This is a genomic window from Flavobacterium frigidarium DSM 17623 (assembly GCF_000425505.1).
Taxonomy (GTDB): Bacteria; Bacteroidota; Bacteroidia; order Flavobacteriales; family Flavobacteriaceae; genus Flavobacterium; species Flavobacterium frigidarium.
Genome location: NZ_AUDO01000001.1, coordinates 187,372 through 204,516, shown reverse-complemented (window position 1 = coordinate 204,516; position 17,145 = coordinate 187,372). Strand labels below are relative to the sequence as shown.

The window sequence follows — 17,145 nt, the reverse complement described above, 5'->3', positions numbered from 1 at the left end:
ATGGTAGTTCGTTAGTTTTTTCTCTCCATATGTTATAGTTTTATAAACAAAAAATTACAAAGTTGGGAATTTGCTGATTTTTTGATAATTATTAATTTAAAATATTTTTATGGAAGAGGTTATTGGTATGTTAAATGATTTAGTATGGAGTGATGCTTTAATCGTTTTATGCCTAGGTTCGGGGCTTTATTTTTCTATCCGAACTCGTTTTTTACAAGTTCGACATCTTAGAGAAATGATTCGTTTATTATTTGATGGTGAAAGTTCAGATTCGGGTGTTTCTTCTTTTCAAGCCTTGTCAATGTCCTTAGCTGGTAGAGTGGGAACAGGGAATATTGCTGGTGTTGCTACTGCTATCGCTTTTGGTGGTCCAGGCGCGCTATTTTGGATGTGGATTGTTGCTTTTTTTGGCGCTAGTACTGCATTTATTGAGGCGACATTAGCTCAAATATACAAAGAGAAAGATAAAGGGTCCCTTCGTGGTGGACCTTCGTTTTATATAGAAAAAGGATTAGGTGTAAAATGGTTTGCAACGGCTTTTGCTATTGTTGCGGTTATTGCCATGGGGGTTTTGTTACCCGGGGTTCAAGCAAACTCTGTTGCAGAGGGAATTGATAACGCTTTTCAAATTGATCCGTTAATTACTGGTGTTGCCCTATCAGCGATATTTGCGGCTATTGTTTTTGGAGGTGTGAAACGTATCGCTAAATTTACAGAGCTAATCGTGCCTTTTATGGCTATTGCTTATATTATTGCTGCAATTGCTATCGTAGCTATAGATTTTGATAGACTTCCTAACATTATTGCATTGATTTTTAGAAGTGCCTTTAACATGGAAGCTGGCTTTGGAGCGGTATTTGGACTAGCAGTGCAATGGGGTGTTAAGCGAGGGATTTATTCGAACGAGGCAGGTCAAGGATCGGCTCCCCATATCGCGGCAGCTGCTAATGTGTCTCACCCTACAAAACAAGGATTAGTACAAGCATTTTCTGTATATATTGATACTATTTTAGTGTGTTCAGCTACTGGGTTTATGATTTTAATCACGGGTACATACAACGTACAAAATCCAAATTTTGGAAATAAAGAAGGAGCTTCTGAATTTTTATACAGTGGTTTAGCAAGTGTTACTCCAGGTGCTGGATACACGCAGAGTGCTATGGATACTGTTTTTCCAGGTGTGGGTTCATACTTTGTTGCAATTGCATTGTTCTTCTTTGCTTTTACAACCATTTTAGCTTATTATTATATTGCTGAGACTAATGTATCTTATTTGACTAGAAAATTTAAGACGCCTATGTTTAATTATGCATTACGTGCTGTAATGATTGCTGTAATGATTTATGGAAGTATTAATACAGCAAAATTAGCTTGGACTATTGGAGATATTGGAGTAGGTTTAATGGCTTGGTTTAATATTATAGCAATCTTATTGTTGCAAAAACCGGCATTAGCTGCGTTAAGAGATTATGAAAAGCAGAAGAAAGAAGGAAAAGATCCTGTTTTTAATCCAAAAGATATAGGTGTTGACAATGCTGAAATATGGAATGAAGAAAAAAAATAAGTATTATTTACAATATGTTAAAAAACCTCTAATAACGACATCAATCGTTTTTAGAGGTTTTCTTTTGTAAGGAGGAGTGTTTTATAATGCTTTAAAAAATAAATCAATCTCTTTTTCAAAGATTGTGAGCGGAATACCATGTTCAAGTTCTTGGAGTATACTTATACGTAAATCTGTTGTAAAAGGCAGTAAGGCGGTAATGTGTGCAATGTTATCACTAGCTTTTATTACATTATCTTGAGCGCCTATCACAATGTGAATGGCTTTACTATGTTCTAATTTGCTCTCAGGAATCGCTTGTGCGATATTGAGCCTGTAAGGTAGTGCTGGATTAAAAAGTAGTGCTGGTGTCTGCATTAATTTCGATAAATAAAAACCTGCAAAACCTCCCATACTGCTTCCTATAATTACATCTATATTTTGATCAATATATTCTTGTTGTAAAGTAGTAATCATGTTTGGATTTGCTTTGTAATCCATGTCTGGGGCGAGAACAGATCCATAAGTTTCTAATAATTCTCTTTTCTCTGAGCTTAATTTGCTCTCAAGGCCGTGCAAGTATAAAATCGTCATGAATGAACTGCTTAAATTAGTAGTGTAAAGATAAGTTGTTGTGCTAAATTTCAATAAAAATAAATACATTCTCTAAAAGGCATTATTTTTAAAAAGCTAACAGTTTTCTAATGTAGTTTAAAAATTGCCTAATTATCTAATTAAACTATCTTTGCATTTTTAAAAATTACTCTAGTAGCAATTCTTGAGTAAGTAATTCTACAAATCAATACTATAATGATTACAGTTAATGATGTTTCAGTGCAATTTGGTGGTACTACGCTTTTTAGCGATGTTTCTTTTGCAATAAATGAAAATGATAAGATTGCCCTAATGGGTAAAAACGGAGCAGGAAAATCAACGCTTCTTAAAATTATTGCTGGACAAAGTAAGCCATCAACAGGAAATGTTTCTGCCCCAAAAGAAGCGGTCGTTGCTTATTTGCCTCAGCATTTATTAACTACTGATGGCGCAACTGTAATGGAAGAGGCATCAAAAGCTTTTGGAGAGATATTAGGAATGAAACTGGAGATTGATGAAATCAATGAGCAATTAACAATACGTACCGACTATGAAAGTGATGCGTACATGAAATTGATCGAAAGAGTTTCTGATTTAAGCGAGAAGTACTACGCTGTTGAAGAAGTGAATTATGAAGCTGAAGTCGAAAAAATATTAACTGGATTAGGTTTTGAACGTGAAGATTTTACGCGCCAAACATCTGAGTTTTCTGGTGGATGGAGAATGCGAATTGAGTTGGCTAAAATTCTATTACAAAAGCCAGATTTGATTTTACTAGATGAGCCTACGAATCACATGGATATTGAAAGTATTCAGTGGTTAGAGGAGTTTTTAATGAATGAGGCAAAAGCGGTTGTAGTCATTTCGCATGATAGAGCATTTGTAGATAATATCACTAATCGTACTATTGAAGTTACCATGGGGCGCATTTATGATTATAAAGCTAAGTATTCTCATTATTTAGAATTGCGTAAGGATCGTAGAATTCACCAACAAAAAGCCTACGACGAGCAACAAAAAATGATTGCTGATAATAGAACTTTTATCGATCGCTTTAAAGGAACATTCTCTAAAACAGATGCTGTTCAATCACGTGTTAAAATGTTAGAGAAATTAGTGATTGTTCAAGTTGATGAGGTAGATAATTCATCACTTCGATTAAAATTCCCAGCTGCGGCTCGCTCTGGACAGTATCCCGTAATTGTAAAAGACTTAGGGAAATCTTATGGTGATCATGTTGTCTTTAAAGATGCCAATATTGTTATTGAAAGAGGTCAAAAAGTGGCGTTTGTAGGTAAAAATGGAGAGGGTAAATCGACAATGATAAAAGCTATCATGAAAGAGATAGGTATTGATAGCGGAAGTTTAGAAATTGGGCACAACTCTCAAATAGGGTATTTTGCACAAAATCAAGCTTCATTATTAGATGAGAATGCAACCATCTTTGAAACAATTGACGGTATTGCAGTAGGAGATGTACGTACTCAAATAAAAAATATTCTTGGTGCCTTTATGTTTCAAGGGGATGATATCACTAAAAAGGTAAAAGTGCTTTCAGGTGGTGAAAAAACAAGATTAGCAATGATTAAATTGCTTTTAGAGCCAGTGAACTTGTTGATTCTTGATGAGCCTTCGAATCACTTAGATATGAAAACAAAGGACATCATTAAAGATGCTTTACGCGATTTTGATGGAACTTTAATTCTAGTTTCTCACGATCGTGATTTCTTAGATGGCTTAGCGACAAAAGTATTTGAATTTAGTAACAAGCGTGTAGTAGAGCATTTTGAGGATATTAGCGGATTCCTATCAAATAAAAAAATGGAAAGCATGAGAGAGATCGAAAAGTAATTTGATCTATTCTAGTATAAAAAAAATTGCCCTCAACTAGCGTAAAGCTCTTTGAGGGCAATTTTTTTTTACTAAAATTACAATCGAATACCAGGAGGTAATAGTTCTTTGTATTCTGGATTTTTCTTGAAAAAGAGTACAATTTTAGGTAGGATTGGAACTACTTTGAATTTTTTATCAATGGCAAAAGCCATAATTTCTGAAAGGAAAAGCGAAATTGTTTCTTCGTCTTTAAAGTCTTCAGGAGTGTGAATTTTTGTTAGGAAAATCTTTTTTTCCTGTAATGAATATTCTACTGAAACCAAACCGGCTGGAGTTGTAGTTTCAAATTGTCGTGCAAACGTATTGTCTTTAATTTCCATGGTGATAGGCGTTCCTCGCTGCTTTAATTAATTAAATTGAATTGTTACAATTATAATTTTAGACTGTAAACAATAGAAGACTTAGTTCTTGAAATTTTAATTACTTCTATAAATAAAAGTTTCCTATTATGCTGTAGCGAAATATATTTTCGAATGTAAATTAAAAGTTATTTTGTGCTTTTCAAGCTAAAATTATAGGTATACCCAAAGGTATTAATTTGATTCTCAATATCAAATGAATTTAACGCTTCCTTAATGGAGTAAATAGAGCGGTCATAATTTAATCCTAATATAACGTGGCTTCAAAGAATGCTTTATTTAAATTAAGTATTTTTATGAGCTTCTTTTTGCTAATTTACCTAAATTGTAAAAATTAAATTCAAATAGAAAAAATGAGTAAAATAGCGGTTTATTTTATGCCTGGTTTAGCGGCTAGCGCTACTATTTTTGAACGCATCGACTTACCTCAAGAGCAGTTTGAGATTCATCTTTTAGAATGGGAAATTCCGCTTAGTCATGAGTCGCTACAGGATTACGCAAAGAGAATTGCTGAGAAAATAACTCATGAAGCACCGGTTTTAATTGGTGTTTCTTTTGGTGGGATATTAGTGCAAGAGATGGCTAAATTTATGGATACGAGAAAAGTAATAATCATATCAAGTGTACGAAGTTGTCACGATTTTCCAAGACGCATGAAAATTGCAAAAACAACTAAAGCCTATAAATTGTTGCCCATGAGACTACTTCTAAATTTAGAGAATCTTACAAAATTTTCCTTTGGCGAAAGGCTAAATAAGAGATTGAAATTGTATGAAAAGTTTTTGTCTGTTAGAGATTTGTACTATCTAGAATGGGCGGTTGAAAAAGTAATTATGTGGGGACGTACTGATATCGATGAGTCGGTGATTCATATTCACGGAGATCGAGATGATGTGTTTCCTATTAAAAATATAAAAAAATGCATTGTAGTAAAAGGGGGGACACATGCAATGATTTTGAATAAATACCGATGGATAAATACTAATTTGCCTGCAATTATTTTAGGGACTTACCAAGATAATAAGCAAGAAGAAGCTAGTGTTATTATAGATAAGCAGGCTGTTAACAACATTTAAATGTGGAAAAAAATGAAAAGTGTAGAAAGAATAATGTTACTCACCGCATTTGTCTTAGTAAGTGGCTTACTAATATTTGCTGTACCTAAGAGCGACGAAAAATCTGAAATAGCAGATACTTTAGAACCAGAAAATTATTTTCCAACTCAAGCTAACTTTGCTAATGAAACTACTCCATTGCAAATTGCGGATGTTAAGGAGCGGTTAGATAAGGAGTTGATTGTAAATATCAACCTTCATTCTTCAACAATTCTAGCGATTAAAAGAGCTAATCGTGTATTTCCTGTTATTGAGCCTATATTAAAGAAAAATGGTATTCCAGATGATTTTAAATATCTAGCTGTAATTGAGAGCGGCTTGATAAATGTCGTTTCGCCAGTTGGAGCTAGAGGCGTATGGCAATTTATGCCAGAAACAGCAAAAGAACGCGGCATGGAAGTAAATGAAACTGTTGATGAACGCTATGACTTAGTAAAATCGACAGAGGCGGCCTGTAGTTATTTTTTAAGTGCCAAGGCAAAATTTGGAACATGGACATTAGCCGCAGCATCTTATAATGGTGGAATGGGAGGTGTCAACAAACAAATGGATATTCAACAAGAGCGCAACTATTATGATTTACTACTGACAGAAGAAACTTCGAGATACGTTTTTAGAATATTAGCTTTAAAAGAAATAATGAAAAATCCCTCTAAATTCGGTTTTGATATCAAGAAGGAGGCTTTGTACCCTTTGATTCCAACTCGAAAAGTAGCGGTAGATAGTAGCATAACAAATTTGACGGCATTTGCTAAGGAGCAAGGAATTAATTATAAAATTTTAAAAATTCATAATCCGTGGCTTCGTGATCGAAAACTAGATAATACGCTAAATAAAAAATACATTATAGAGATTCCACTGAGTGGATATTAAAAAAAAACATCCGCACTTGCGGATGTTTTCTATATAAATAAGATTGAAAGTCAAAATTACATTTTCTTCATTTGGCCTTTCATCATTGTGATTTGCTCTTTTAGCATGCCTTGTTTGTCTAAACGTTTGGCTTCGTTTAATAAGTTTGTTGCCTCTAATTTTCTTCTGCGTGACATTGCAACTCCAGCTAAATTTAATTTGGCTACAGCCAAATCCATATCCATTGACAAACCTAATTCAATTGCTTTCTTGAAAAATTTCTCTGCAGCATTGATATTAGTTTGCGAAACCATAATTCCTTGCAGGTAATTAAAGTATCCTTGTTGTTTTCTTACTAGAGCAGTTTCTGGATTTTTAATATAAGACAACCATTTTTGAGCACCTGGAAAATCCTGTTTTCTTAGTTTTAAGAAGGCTAATAAGATGAATTCATTCTTAAAATAAAGGAAAATAGGAATTGCAGTCAATAGTAATAGGAAAATTCCGTTACCAATATTGTTTTCCGTAAATTGCCAAATGCTAGTAATTGTTATAAGTCCAGCGATAATTAGTTTGATATTCTTGTGAAACATAGTACGTGTTTAATTAGGTTTGCAAAGATAGTAAAAGGAATTAAAAATATTTTTATAAAACTACTTGCGAGAAAAAAAAGTCTTTGTATATTTGCACTCGGTTTCAGAATAACAATTATTCAAATCGAAAGAAGACAAATAACTAAGATTTAAAGATACAAAGCAATGAGCAAAAGAACATTTCAACCATCGAAAAGAAAAAGAAGAAATAAGCACGGATTTATGGACAGAATGGCTTCTGCGAATGGAAGAAAAGTTCTTGCTAGAAGAAGAGCTAAAGGAAGACATAAATTGACTGTTTCTTGTGACCCAAGACACAAAAAATAATGTTTGAATAAACATAAATAAGGCGTTACTTTTTTTAGTATCGCCTTTTTTTATACCTTGTCGTTAAATTATTATTTTTTATAGATGCATTTCTTGATTTTTGTAACAATTAAAAAGACTATTTAATTGATTTTCAGAATAAGAGATAGAAAGAACAACTACAACAACAACTACACATAATTATAATAAAATGCCAAAAGATACCTCAATAAAATCAGTGTTAATAATAGGTTCAGGACCTATTGTTATTGGTCAAGCTTGTGAATTTGACTATGCAGGATCACAGTCTGCACGTTCCATTCGTGAAGAAGGAATAGAAGTTATTTTAATAAATTCTAATCCAGCGACCATTATGACCGACCCATCAATGGCCGATCATATTTATTTGAAACCTTTGACGACTAAGTCAATTATTGAAATCCTTAAAGCGCATCCACAAATTGATGCGGTACTTCCTACAATGGGAGGACAGACGGCTTTAAACTTGTGTCTTGAAGCGCAAGAAAAAGGAATTTGGGATGATTTTAATGTAAAATTAATTGGTGTTGACGTTAACGCCATCAATATTACTGAAGATAGAGATCAGTTTAAAAATTTATTGAAAAAAATTGGAGTGCCATCTGCTCCGGCAGAAATATGTACGTCTTACCTTCGAGGAAAAGAAATTGCACAAGAATTTGGCTTCCCTTTAGTTATTCGTCCTTCATTTACTCTTGGAGGAACTGGGGCGGCAATTGTTTATCATAAAGAAGATTTTGATGAATTATTAACGAGAGGTTTAGAGGCTTCTCCTATTCACGAAGTCTTAATTGATAAGGCTTTGATGGGCTGGAAAGAATACGAGCTAGAGCTTTTAAGAGATAAAAATGATAATGTAGTAATCATTTGTTCGATCGAAAATATGGATCCTATGGGAATTCATACTGGAGATTCAATAACTGTAGCGCCAGCAATGACTTTATCTGACACTACTTTTCAAAGAATGCGTGATTACGCCATCTTGATGATGAGAAGTATTGGAAACTTTGCAGGTGGTTGTAACGTGCAATTTGCAGTTTCTCCTGACGATAAAGAAGATATTGTAGCGATTGAAATCAATCCTCGTGTGTCGCGTTCATCTGCATTAGCTTCAAAAGCAACGGGTTATCCAATTGCAAAAATCGCAACTAAATTAGCTTTAGGATACAATCTTGACGAATTACAAAACCAAATTACCAAATCAACTTCGGCATTATTCGAACCAACTTTGGATTATGTTATTGTGAAAATTCCACGTTGGAACTTTGATAAATTTGAAGGAGCAGATCGAACTTTAGGTCTTCAAATGAAATCTGTAGGTGAGGTGATGGGAATTGGACGCTCTTTTCAAGAAGCGCTTCACAAGGCAACGCAATCATTAGAAATAAAAAGAAATGGTTTAGGTGCTGACGGAAAAGGCTACACAAACTACGAACAAATTATAGAGAAACTAACTTTTGCGAGTTGGGATCGTGTTTTTGTAATTTATGATGCAATCGCAATGGGAATTCCGTTGAGTCGTATTCACGAAATTACAAAAATTGACATGTGGTTCTTAAAACAATACGAAGAACTTTATACGTTAGAGAAAGAAATTTCTAACTATAAAGTAGAGACTTTGCCAAGAGAACTTTTGCTAGAAGCGAAACAAAAAGGTTTTGCCGATAGACAGATTGCACACATGATGGGATGTCTTGAAAGTGCAGTACATACAAAACGTACTGAGATGGATATTAATCGTGTGTTTAAATTAGTGGATACATGCGCGGCCGAATTTAAAGCAAAAACACCTTACTATTATTCTACTTTTGAAGCTCAAATTGAGAAAGCTGATGGTACACATTATGTAGATAATGAAAGTGTAGTCTCTGACAAAAAGAAAATAATTGTTCTTGGATCAGGTCCAAATAGAATTGGTCAAGGAATCGAATTTGACTATTCTTGCGTGCATGGAGTGCTTGCTGCAAAAGAATGCGGATACGAAACAATCATGATCAATTGTAATCCTGAAACGGTTTCAACTGATTTTGATACAGCTGATAAATTGTACTTCGAGCCTGTTTTTTGGGAGCATATTTATGACATTATCAAACATGAAAAGCCAGAAGGAGTAATAGTTCAATTAGGTGGGCAAACAGCTTTGAAATTAGCTGAAAAATTATCTAAATATGGTATAAAGATTATTGGAACTAGCTTCGACGCTTTGGATTTAGCTGAAGATAGAGGTCGTTTTTCTGACTTGTTAACAGAGTTAGAAATTCCTTTCCCGCAATTTGGAATTGCTGAGACAGCTGATGAAGCTGCTGCATTAGCAGATACTTTAGACTTTCCTTTGTTGATTCGTCCTTCTTATGTATTGGGTGGTCAAGGAATGAAAATTGTAATCAATAAGCAAGAGCTTGAAGAGCACGTAGTAAACTTATTGAAAACCATTCCTGGTAATAAATTACTATTAGACCACTATCTTGATGGTGCGATTGAGGCTGAGGCCGATGCAATTTGTGATGGAGAAAATGTTTACATTATAGGAATCATGGAGCACATCGAGCCATGTGGAGTTCACTCGGGAGATAGTAATGCTACATTGCCTCCTTTTAACTTAGGAGAGTTTGTAATGCAGCAAATTAAAGATCATACTAAAAAAATAGCCTTAGGGTTAAAAACAGTAGGATTAATAAACATTCAGTTTGCTATCAAGGATGATACAGTTTACATTATTGAAGCAAACCCTAGAGCGTCTCGTACGGTTCCTTTTATTGCAAAAGCATACGGAGAACCTTATGTGAATTACGCTACTAAAGTGATGTTAGGACACAATAAAGTAACTGATTTCACTTTTAACCCACAGTTAAAGGGATATGCAATTAAGCAACCTGTTTTCTCTTTCAGTAAATTCCATAATGTGAATAAAGCATTAGGACCAGAAATGAAATCAACAGGAGAGAGCATCTTATTTATTGATGACTTGAAAGACGATCAATTTTACGAACTTTACTCTAGAAGAAAAATGTACTTGAGTAAGTAATCGCAATCATACTTTTAAAAAGCCCCATGTTAGGGGCTTTTTTGTGTTTAAAAAGGAACGAATTTATATCTAATTATTTTCAAAATAAATTGGTCAACCAATATTTCTATGAGCTAGTTTTTTGCTAAATTACAAGTAATTTAAATTAATACTTGATGATACGGATAAATTTGATAGCGCTATTTACTTTTTTAATAGTCACTAATGCAACAGCGCAAGTAGTTGTTTGGAATTTAAAAAGTTTAAAGGAAGCCAAGGAAAAAAACAGCCCAAAAATTCGAATGATAATCAAAGAAGCTGATAGCAAATTAGACAAAACTTTAATTACCGTCGTTGATAAAGAGCTGACTCCCTCTAGCGGAGACAAACACGATTACATGAGTATGGGAAGGTATTGGTGGCCTGATCCTACAAAAATTGATGGTGTACCTTATATTCGAAAAGACGGAAAATCAAATCCAGAAATTGAAAAATTAGACCGTTATCCCTTAAGCGATTTTGCAACAAGTGTTGAGTCGCTTGCATTAGCATATTATTTAACGGACAATGAAAAATACGCTGAGAAAGCTGTCACTAATTTAAAAATATGGTTCATTAATGAGGATACGAAAATGAATCCAAATATGAATTACGGACAAACAATTCCAGGTATTAATAACGGTTTAGGTAGGGGAGAAGGAATATTAGATACCTATTCTTTTTTCGAAATGTTAGATGCCGTAAAAATTCTAAAAAAATCACAAGCATTTACTATTGAAGATCAGCTGGCAATTGAAGATTGGTTTAAAACGTATGTTAACTGGTTACAAACTGCGCCTGTAGCAGCAGAAGAGCAAGCAGCAAAAAATAATCATGGAACTGCTTATGATGTGCAACTAGTGCGCTATGCAATCTTTATAGGAAACAATCAGCTGGCTAAGAAGATTGCAAATAATTTTGCTAAAAACAGACTCTTCACCCAAATAGAAACTGACGGATCACAGCCGCTGGAATTAGCAAGGACCACGGGTTTAGGATATTCGACCTTTAATTTGACTCATTTCTTAGATATGTCGCAAATGGCTAAAACATTAGATATTGACTTGCTCAATAAGGAATCTCAGGATGGACGAAGTATTTTAAAAGCTGTAGATTATTTAGTTCAATATGTCAACAAACCACAATCAGCTTTTCCTTATCAGCAAATCAAGGATTGGGAAGGAGTTCAAGAAAAATTACGTTGGCAACTTTATCGCGTGGATAAAATACTAGGGAAGGCCGTATATCAAAAATATTATAAGGATAAACTTAAAATAGTAAAAAGCGGCATAGTAGTGTATTAATATTCTATTTTCTCCATTTATGAAGAAAGAAAACCCTTGATTGGGAATTTCATTTTCAAAATTAATCTATGATTTTTATTTCATGAGCATTATTGATCCCATGGTTTCCATACCGTCAAATAAATTTTGAAGGCGGATGTTTTCGTTTTCAGCATGTTGGTTATTATCGTGATTTGCAATAGGGACCGAGATAGTTTTGGCCTTAAGAATCTTTTCAAATAAGTACAATGGCAAACTACCACCCATTGTTGGCTGTAATACTACTTGCTCATTAGTAGTTGATTTAACTGCTGCGATTACTTTCTTAATTATCGGTAAATCCATAGAAGTGCGTTGTGCATTTATCCCACTCTTATTTGCGATTATTTTTATAATTTTTGGATGTTGTTTTCTTTCTTCGTCTGTAGGCTCACTGCTGGTAACGTAATACCCTTGTTTGATAATGTGATCAATAACTTTTTGTTGTTGTTTTTGCCATTGATTACCTAGCACTAATCTTAAATCAAGTACAGCTGTTGCAGTAGTTGGGATTTGGTTAGAAGCCATTTTACCTGTGTTACCACTTTGCATACCATTAATATTTAAAGAGGGTAGGTTGATGGCTTCACTTAATGATATCCCTTTCATTTCGGGATCACCCATTCCCAATTCTGACGTCATTTGTTTATCGACAGAGGGCACTTCTAACAAAGTTGCTTTTTCATAAGGGCTCAATGGAATAACGTCATCATAGAATCCTTTTACGAGTACGCGTCCATTTTCATCTTTCATAGAAGCTAATAACCGGGCTAACATCATTGCTGGATTTGGTGCCCAATTCCCATAATGTCCGCTGTGTAAAGGTCTTTTGGAGGTGTAAATAGTTAAATCAAGATTCGTATCTCCACGAACACCAAAATAAATTTGTTTTCTCCCTGATTGATGCACTGGACCGTCGCAAATTATCCATAAATCAGATTGTAAAAGAGAGGCGTTTTTTTCTAAAATTTCATCAAGGTGTGTTGATCCCTCTTCTTCTTCACCTTCAAAGAAGAACTTAAGGTTGTAGATGGGTTTTAATCCGCTCTTATTTATTGCGTCGTATGCATTTAAAATAGCACCAACTCCTGCTTTGTCATCAGAGGCGCTTCGAGCATAGATTCTCCAGTCGTTATTATATTTCCCGTCTTTAGGGAAAGGTATGTTAGCCCCATTTTTATCGATAGCCCCTGTATAAAGTTGAGGCGTAAAGGGACTTAAATTTTTATTCCATTGTACTGGATTTACAGGCTGTCCGTCATAATGAGCATAGAAAATTAATGTTTGTTTAGCACCTGTTACTAATACTTCTCCATATACTGCGGGAGTAGCATTTTTAGTTTTCCCTTCGAGAAGTTGGACGTTTTTAATGCCTTTTTTAGTCATCATTCCCATGATGAAATTAGCGTTTTCACGCAAGCTTACAGGGTTTTCCGCAATATTTGGGATTGTCAAGAAATCAGTAAACTCGTTTATTATTTCTTTTGCGTTTTGCTGAGTTTGCTTTTTTATTTTTAAACTTTCAGGGGATTGTGCGCTAATCAGCTGTATTGCTAAAATAGAAAGGACAATTATTTGGTTGAATTTTTTCATAGCGGTTTTTTAGTGCCACTAATTTAATGAAAAAATGTATTGAATGTGGTAATTACTTATTCCTGAGTTAATTCGATAGGGAAACGATCAGGAACTAAGTTGAGTTCAATGTTGTGTTCTAGATACGCCTTCAAACCTGCAAGAACAAGTGTAAAGCCTTCTGTAGTGTCCCTAATTTGAGAACATAGTTCTTCAATTGTTCCCGTAATTCCATTAAAGGTAATTGTTACAAATGTTTTGCTTTCGCCCAAATCATTGAATTCCCATTCAACAATATTTTCCTCATCATCACCCCATTGAACTGTGATTGATTCGTTTTCTTTGATTGTTAATACCTTTATTGTGACACTGTGATTGCCGTACATTTCCCAGGTCCAAGTAACCGACTTTCCTTCCTCAAGATTGCCAGAAGATTTTGTGAACCAAAAGTGAGCGGTAATTTCGGGATTTATAAAGGCTTGAAATACGGTTGCGACTGGCTTATTAATTAGCATCGCTGCTTCTGCGTAAGTAGAATTTTCTATTGTCATCTTTTTTTTGAGTTGGCTAAAACGATTTTCATGTGGTAATGTTTCATACCCACTTCAATAAATGGATCGTCATAAATTTGAAAACCCAAGCGCGTGTAAAAGGGTGCTGCATTTTCTCTAGCATGACATACAATTTCTTGTATATTATTTGCTTTTGCAAAAGCGATTAATTCATTAACAAGCAATTTACCAATGCCTTTTCCCTGCTGATTTGTCTCAACTGCCATTTGCATTAACTGTGCTTTCGTTTTATTTTCATTCAAGGGATTTAAAACAACGCAACCTACAATAGTTTTATCTGCCGTTGCTACAAAGTGCCATGATTTAGCATCGTGCATTTCCCAAGCATGATCAGGGATACATATTGGTCTTAATAATATTTTATTACGCAGCTCCTGTTCTTGAGGATACAACGGATGTTCCAGATGGATCATTTGGATTGAAATCATTGTGTAAAATTCTATTTCGCGGAAGCGTGATCTGATTTCTTTTTAAATAATTTCTTTAAAGGAGTTACAACCGCAAACGCAAGTAGTCCTCCTATGATACCTAAAACAAATTCTTTCAACATATCAGGCCAACTCGTTAGCATGTGATGAACAGCTTCAATTTTATGAGAAAAAATTCCCCCAGCAACTAGCAATAATGCGATTGTACCCACAAATGCTAGTAGCTTAATTACTTTTGGTAATGACTTGATTAAAAGATCACCTGTCGCCTGTACAATTTTACTTTTTGTTCTTTTTAATACACGCCCAAAATCGTCCATTCTAACGATTAAAGCAACTACACCATAAACACCAACTGTTGCAAGGACTGCAATAAAACTCACAACCAAAATTTGATTTAAGATTAGCTCTCCTTCAACCGTTCCCAAAGCTATAATTACAATTTCGATCGAAAGAATAAAATCAGTTACAATAGCCGATTTAATTTTGTCTTTTTCAACTAATAAAATATCAGCTTCACTTAGTGCTACTGTTTCGATTACCTTCTCTGTATCGTGGTGAGGGAAGATATATTCGTGTATTTTTTCTATTCCTTCATATGCTAGGTAAACTGCTCCTAATATCAATATTACCGAAATCACCGCAGGAACAAAGGCACTTAATAAGAAAGCAAAGGGTAGAATAATTAACTTATTTAATAGGGATCCTTTGGTAATTGCCCAGAGAACCGGAATTTCTCTAGAGGAAACAAATCCAGAAGCTTTCTCGGCATTTACGGCTAAATCGTCTCCTAAAATTCCAGCTGTTTTTTTTGTAGCGATTTTACTTAAAACAGCAACATCATCCATAAGTGCTGCAATATCATCTAAAAGGGCAAAAAATCCTGAGGCCATGTGTATTTATATTTGTTAATTATTAGGATGCAATAAACTACTTTTTGAGTTTACTTAAGTTATTTAATTATCTAAATAGTTTGTGATTTTAACTATTGTGTTTATTCTAAAATTGCAATTTATCTCAATAGAACTTTGCTATTTCCGCTAATTCTTTTCTATCTAAATCAGGAACCCAACAATCTTCAGCAGGATAACCTACGGGAATTAATAGAAAAGGTTTCTCATTTTCAGGACGTTCTAAAAGCTTCGTTAAAAAATTCATCGGACTTGGTGTGTGAGTTAGTGATACCAATCCTGCATTGTGAATTGCCGCTAGTAAAAAACCGCCTGCTAGCCCCACACTTTCTTGAACATAGTAGTTGTTCTTCTTTTTACCTTCTGGTCCAAATTCGTAAATCCTTCTAAATACCACAATTAAATAAGGAGCGATTTCGAGAAAAGGCTTCTTCCAATCTGTGCCTAGAGGTTTCAAGTCGTTTAGCCATTCATCAGACATTCTGCTTTCATAACTTGCATATTCTTCCTCTTCAGCAGCAATTCTTATTTGCTTTTTAATTTCGGGATTTCCGATTACACAAAAGGTCCAAGGTTGCTTATGTGCTCCTGATGGTGCTGTCGAAGCAGTTTTTATAATATTTTCGATTACTTCTCTAGGAACAACCTGATCAGAAAATTCTCTTACTGATCTTCGCGTATCCATTATTTCATAAAAGGACTGAGATAGTGCAATTGATTTTGCATCAGATAGTACTGGTTTCTCATATTTTACATAAGGATAACCATCGATTAATTTAGTTTCAGGCATAAAATTATTTTTTTACAATTTCAAATATAACCATATTATCGGATTTATAATAGCTTTTTAAAGAAGGTAAATTTTCTCGATTGCAAGTTCTAATCATCTAGTAAATTAGGATGAGAGTGTGAATTAGAGTATAATTTTTGTTCGAAATGTTCACCCTAATAACAGCATATAAAATTTACAAATCATTTTTGTCTAATTTTACTCCGTAATAAGTACGTAATATGGCAGCACAAGAAGGAGTAAACAATAAAGCAATTGCGGATAAAAATTCAGGTTTTGGAACGAATTCTAGTAATTACGGCGGACGCTTTATTAATAAAAACGGTAAGGCAAATGTGGAGAAGGTTGGCATGCATGTTTTTAATCGAATAAGCTGGTACCATACAATGATTGATATGCCCAGATGGCGGTTTATGGGAATCATTCTATTGTTTTACATCACCATCAATTTTATTTTTGCGAGCATTTATTACGGAATAGGAATGGAGCATCTCGATGGTATTGCTGCATCAGATAGTGAAATTGTGCAATTTGGGCAAGCCTATTTTTTTAGTGCGCAAACATTTACAACGGTAGGATACGGACACATAAGTCCCACAGGTTTTTTAACAAGTGCACTTTCTGCTGCCGAAGCTTTGATGGGACTTTTAAGTTTTGCTATTGCAACGGGATTATTCTTTGGGCGTTTTAGTAAGCCTACCGCATTTTTAAAATTTTCTCATAATGCAATCATTGCTCCTTATGGTGAAGGAACTGCTTTGATGGTTCGACTATCGCCTTTTAAGAATACCAACTTTACAGATGCCGAAGCGCAAATGACATTAGGAATGAGTGTTATGGAAAATGGAATAATGGCAAATAAGTTTTATCAATTGGATTTAGAGTTAAACAAAATCAGCGCCTTGTCGTTGAGCTGGACTTTAGTACATCCCATAACCGAAGAGAGTCCGTTGTTTCAATTTGATCAAAAAGACTTTAACGAAATTCACGGTGAAATTCTCGTTTTTATTAAAACCTTTGATGATATGTTTAGCGCCACAGTGGCTACTAGGACATCTTATACTTTTGAAGAAGTCATCTATGGAGCAAAGTTTGTCTCTATGTATACACGAAGTACAGACAACTCTAAAACTGTTCTAAATCTTGATAAATTAAATTTATTTGACAAAGTTGCTTTGATGTAAACGAATATTTTTACCAAAAATAGTCGTTT

16 protein-coding genes are annotated in these 17,145 nt (G+C 34.4%); 8 read left to right on the top strand and 8 right to left on the bottom strand.

From position 1 onward, the window contains the following. Positions 1–109: 109 nt before the first annotated feature. On the top strand, positions 110–1,564 hold the full coding sequence (locus tag H603_RS0100975; protein ID WP_026706829.1) for an alanine/glycine:cation symporter family protein: 1,455 nt from the start codon (positions 110–112) through the stop codon (positions 1,562–1,564). Between the two features lie 81 nt (positions 1,565–1,645). Here the strand turns inward: H603_RS0100975 and H603_RS0100970 are convergent, their stop codons facing one another. Next, positions 1,646–2,137: a YqiA/YcfP family alpha/beta fold hydrolase gene (locus H603_RS0100970; protein ID WP_051219077.1), complete on the bottom strand. Its 492-nt coding sequence runs from the start codon at positions 2,135–2,137 to the stop codon at positions 1,646–1,648. A 216-nt stretch (positions 2,138–2,353) separates the two neighbouring features. Here H603_RS0100970 and H603_RS0100965 point away from each other — a divergent pair, with 216 nt between their 5' ends. Next, complete coding sequence (locus H603_RS0100965; protein WP_026706827.1) at positions 2,354–3,988, top strand: ABC-F family ATP-binding cassette domain-containing protein; 1,635 nt, start codon at positions 2,354–2,356, stop codon at positions 3,986–3,988. 77 nt (positions 3,989–4,065) lie between these two features. Here H603_RS0100965 and H603_RS0100960 read toward each other — a convergent pair whose 3' ends face one another. Next, positions 4,066–4,350, bottom strand: a complete 285-nt coding sequence (locus H603_RS0100960) for a GNAT family N-acetyltransferase (protein WP_026706826.1) — start codon at positions 4,348–4,350, stop codon at positions 4,066–4,068. A gap of 392 nt (positions 4,351–4,742) precedes the next feature. On the opposite strand from H603_RS0100960, the gene H603_RS16210 reads away from it, so the two are divergent. After that, positions 4,743–5,465 (top strand): lipase family protein, encoded by a 723-nt coding sequence (locus H603_RS16210; RefSeq protein WP_051219074.1) that lies wholly within the window; start codon positions 4,743–4,745, stop codon positions 5,463–5,465. 12 nt (positions 5,466–5,477) lie between these two features. Continuing rightward, positions 5,478–6,377 carry a lytic transglycosylase domain-containing protein gene (locus H603_RS0100950; RefSeq protein ID WP_026706825.1) on the top strand — a complete coding sequence of 300 codons (900 nt, stop codon included), beginning with the start codon at positions 5,478–5,480 and terminating at the stop codon, positions 6,375–6,377. Between the two features lie 56 nt (positions 6,378–6,433). Here H603_RS0100950 and H603_RS0100945 read toward each other — a convergent pair whose 3' ends face one another. Next, positions 6,434–6,949 carry a hypothetical protein gene (locus H603_RS0100945; protein WP_026706824.1) on the bottom strand — a complete coding sequence of 172 codons (516 nt, stop codon included), beginning with the start codon at positions 6,947–6,949 and terminating at the stop codon, positions 6,434–6,436. Positions 6,950–7,114: 165 nt separating this feature from the next. Here H603_RS0100945 and rpmH point away from each other — a divergent pair, with 165 nt between their 5' ends. The 3 genes from rpmH (at position 7,115) to H603_RS0100930 (ending at position 11,641) form a co-directional block, all read left to right on the top strand. After that, the gene (gene rpmH / locus H603_RS0100940) at positions 7,115–7,276 is read left to right on the top strand and encodes a 50S ribosomal protein L34 (RefSeq protein WP_026706823.1); all 162 of its coding nucleotides are present in this window, start codon (positions 7,115–7,117) and stop codon (positions 7,274–7,276) included. 190 nt (positions 7,277–7,466) lie between these two features. Continuing rightward, positions 7,467–10,319: a carbamoyl-phosphate synthase large subunit gene (gene carB, locus H603_RS0100935; protein ID WP_026706822.1), complete on the top strand. Its 2,853-nt coding sequence runs from the start codon at positions 7,467–7,469 to the stop codon at positions 10,317–10,319. A 155-nt stretch (positions 10,320–10,474) separates the two neighbouring features. Continuing rightward, positions 10,475–11,641, top strand: coding sequence for an alginate lyase family protein (locus tag H603_RS0100930; RefSeq protein ID WP_026706821.1), 1,167 nt, complete (start codon positions 10,475–10,477; stop codon positions 11,639–11,641). A gap of 75 nt (positions 11,642–11,716) precedes the next feature. Here H603_RS0100930 and H603_RS0100925 read toward each other — a convergent pair whose 3' ends face one another. The 5 genes from H603_RS0100925 to H603_RS0100905 form a co-directional block, all read right to left on the bottom strand. Then, positions 11,717–13,252: a M20/M25/M40 family metallo-hydrolase gene (locus H603_RS0100925; protein ID WP_026706820.1), complete on the bottom strand. Its 1,536-nt coding sequence runs from the start codon at positions 13,250–13,252 to the stop codon at positions 11,717–11,719. A gap of 56 nt (positions 13,253–13,308) precedes the next feature. Continuing rightward, entirely contained in the window at positions 13,309–13,782 is a 474-nt protein-coding gene (locus H603_RS0100920) for an SRPBCC family protein (protein ID WP_026706819.1), read from the bottom strand. Then, entirely contained in the window at positions 13,779–14,231 is a 453-nt protein-coding gene (locus tag H603_RS0100915) for a GNAT family N-acetyltransferase (RefSeq protein ID WP_026706818.1), read from the bottom strand. Before H603_RS0100915 ends, H603_RS0100920 begins: the two co-directional genes overlap by 4 nt. A gap of 11 nt (positions 14,232–14,242) precedes the next feature. After that, positions 14,243–15,124 (bottom strand): DUF808 domain-containing protein, encoded by an 882-nt coding sequence (locus H603_RS0100910; protein WP_026706817.1) that lies wholly within the window; start codon positions 15,122–15,124, stop codon positions 14,243–14,245. Between the two features lie 124 nt (positions 15,125–15,248). Beyond that, positions 15,249–15,932, bottom strand: coding sequence for a nitroreductase family protein (locus H603_RS0100905; protein ID WP_026706816.1), 684 nt, complete (start codon positions 15,930–15,932; stop codon positions 15,249–15,251). A 221-nt stretch (positions 15,933–16,153) separates the two neighbouring features. On the opposite strand from H603_RS0100905, the gene H603_RS0100900 reads away from it, so the two are divergent. Beyond that, positions 16,154–17,116, top strand: coding sequence for an ion channel (locus H603_RS0100900; RefSeq protein ID WP_026706815.1), 963 nt, complete (start codon positions 16,154–16,156; stop codon positions 17,114–17,116). Positions 17,117–17,145: the final 29 nt, after the last annotated feature.

Excerpts from the sequence above, each read along its gene's own strand:
- H603_RS0100975 (WP_026706829.1), top strand. The coding sequence starts at position 110 with ATGGAAGAGGTTATTGGTATGTTAAATGATTTAGTATGGAGTGATGCT.
- H603_RS0100970 (WP_051219077.1), bottom strand. The coding sequence starts at position 2,137 with ATGACGATTTTATACTTGCACGGCCTTGAGAGCAAATTAAGCTCAGAG.
- H603_RS0100965 (WP_026706827.1), top strand. The coding sequence starts at position 2,354 with ATGATTACAGTTAATGATGTTTCAGTGCAATTTGGTGGTACTACGCTT.
- H603_RS0100960 (WP_026706826.1), bottom strand. The coding sequence starts at position 4,350 with ATGGAAATTAAAGACAATACGTTTGCACGACAATTTGAAACTACAACT.
- H603_RS16210 (WP_051219074.1), top strand. The coding sequence starts at position 4,743 with ATGAGTAAAATAGCGGTTTATTTTATGCCTGGTTTAGCGGCTAGCGCT.
- H603_RS0100950 (WP_026706825.1), top strand. The coding sequence starts at position 5,478 with ATGAAAAGTGTAGAAAGAATAATGTTACTCACCGCATTTGTCTTAGTA.
- H603_RS0100945 (WP_026706824.1), bottom strand. The coding sequence starts at position 6,949 with ATGTTTCACAAGAATATCAAACTAATTATCGCTGGACTTATAACAATT.
- rpmH (WP_026706823.1), top strand. The coding sequence starts at position 7,115 with ATGAGCAAAAGAACATTTCAACCATCGAAAAGAAAAAGAAGAAATAAG.
- carB (WP_026706822.1), top strand. The coding sequence starts at position 7,467 with ATGCCAAAAGATACCTCAATAAAATCAGTGTTAATAATAGGTTCAGGA.
- H603_RS0100930 (WP_026706821.1), top strand. The coding sequence starts at position 10,475 with ATGATACGGATAAATTTGATAGCGCTATTTACTTTTTTAATAGTCACT.
- H603_RS0100925 (WP_026706820.1), bottom strand. The coding sequence starts at position 13,252 with ATGAAAAAATTCAACCAAATAATTGTCCTTTCTATTTTAGCAATACAG.
- H603_RS0100920 (WP_026706819.1), bottom strand. The coding sequence starts at position 13,782 with ATGACAATAGAAAATTCTACTTACGCAGAAGCAGCGATGCTAATTAAT.
- H603_RS0100915 (WP_026706818.1), bottom strand. The coding sequence starts at position 14,231 with ATGATTTCAATCCAAATGATCCATCTGGAACATCCGTTGTATCCTCAA.
- H603_RS0100910 (WP_026706817.1), bottom strand. The coding sequence starts at position 15,124 with ATGGCCTCAGGATTTTTTGCCCTTTTAGATGATATTGCAGCACTTATG.
- H603_RS0100905 (WP_026706816.1), bottom strand. The coding sequence starts at position 15,932 with ATGCCTGAAACTAAATTAATCGATGGTTATCCTTATGTAAAATATGAG.
- H603_RS0100900 (WP_026706815.1), top strand. The coding sequence starts at position 16,154 with ATGGCAGCACAAGAAGGAGTAAACAATAAAGCAATTGCGGATAAAAAT.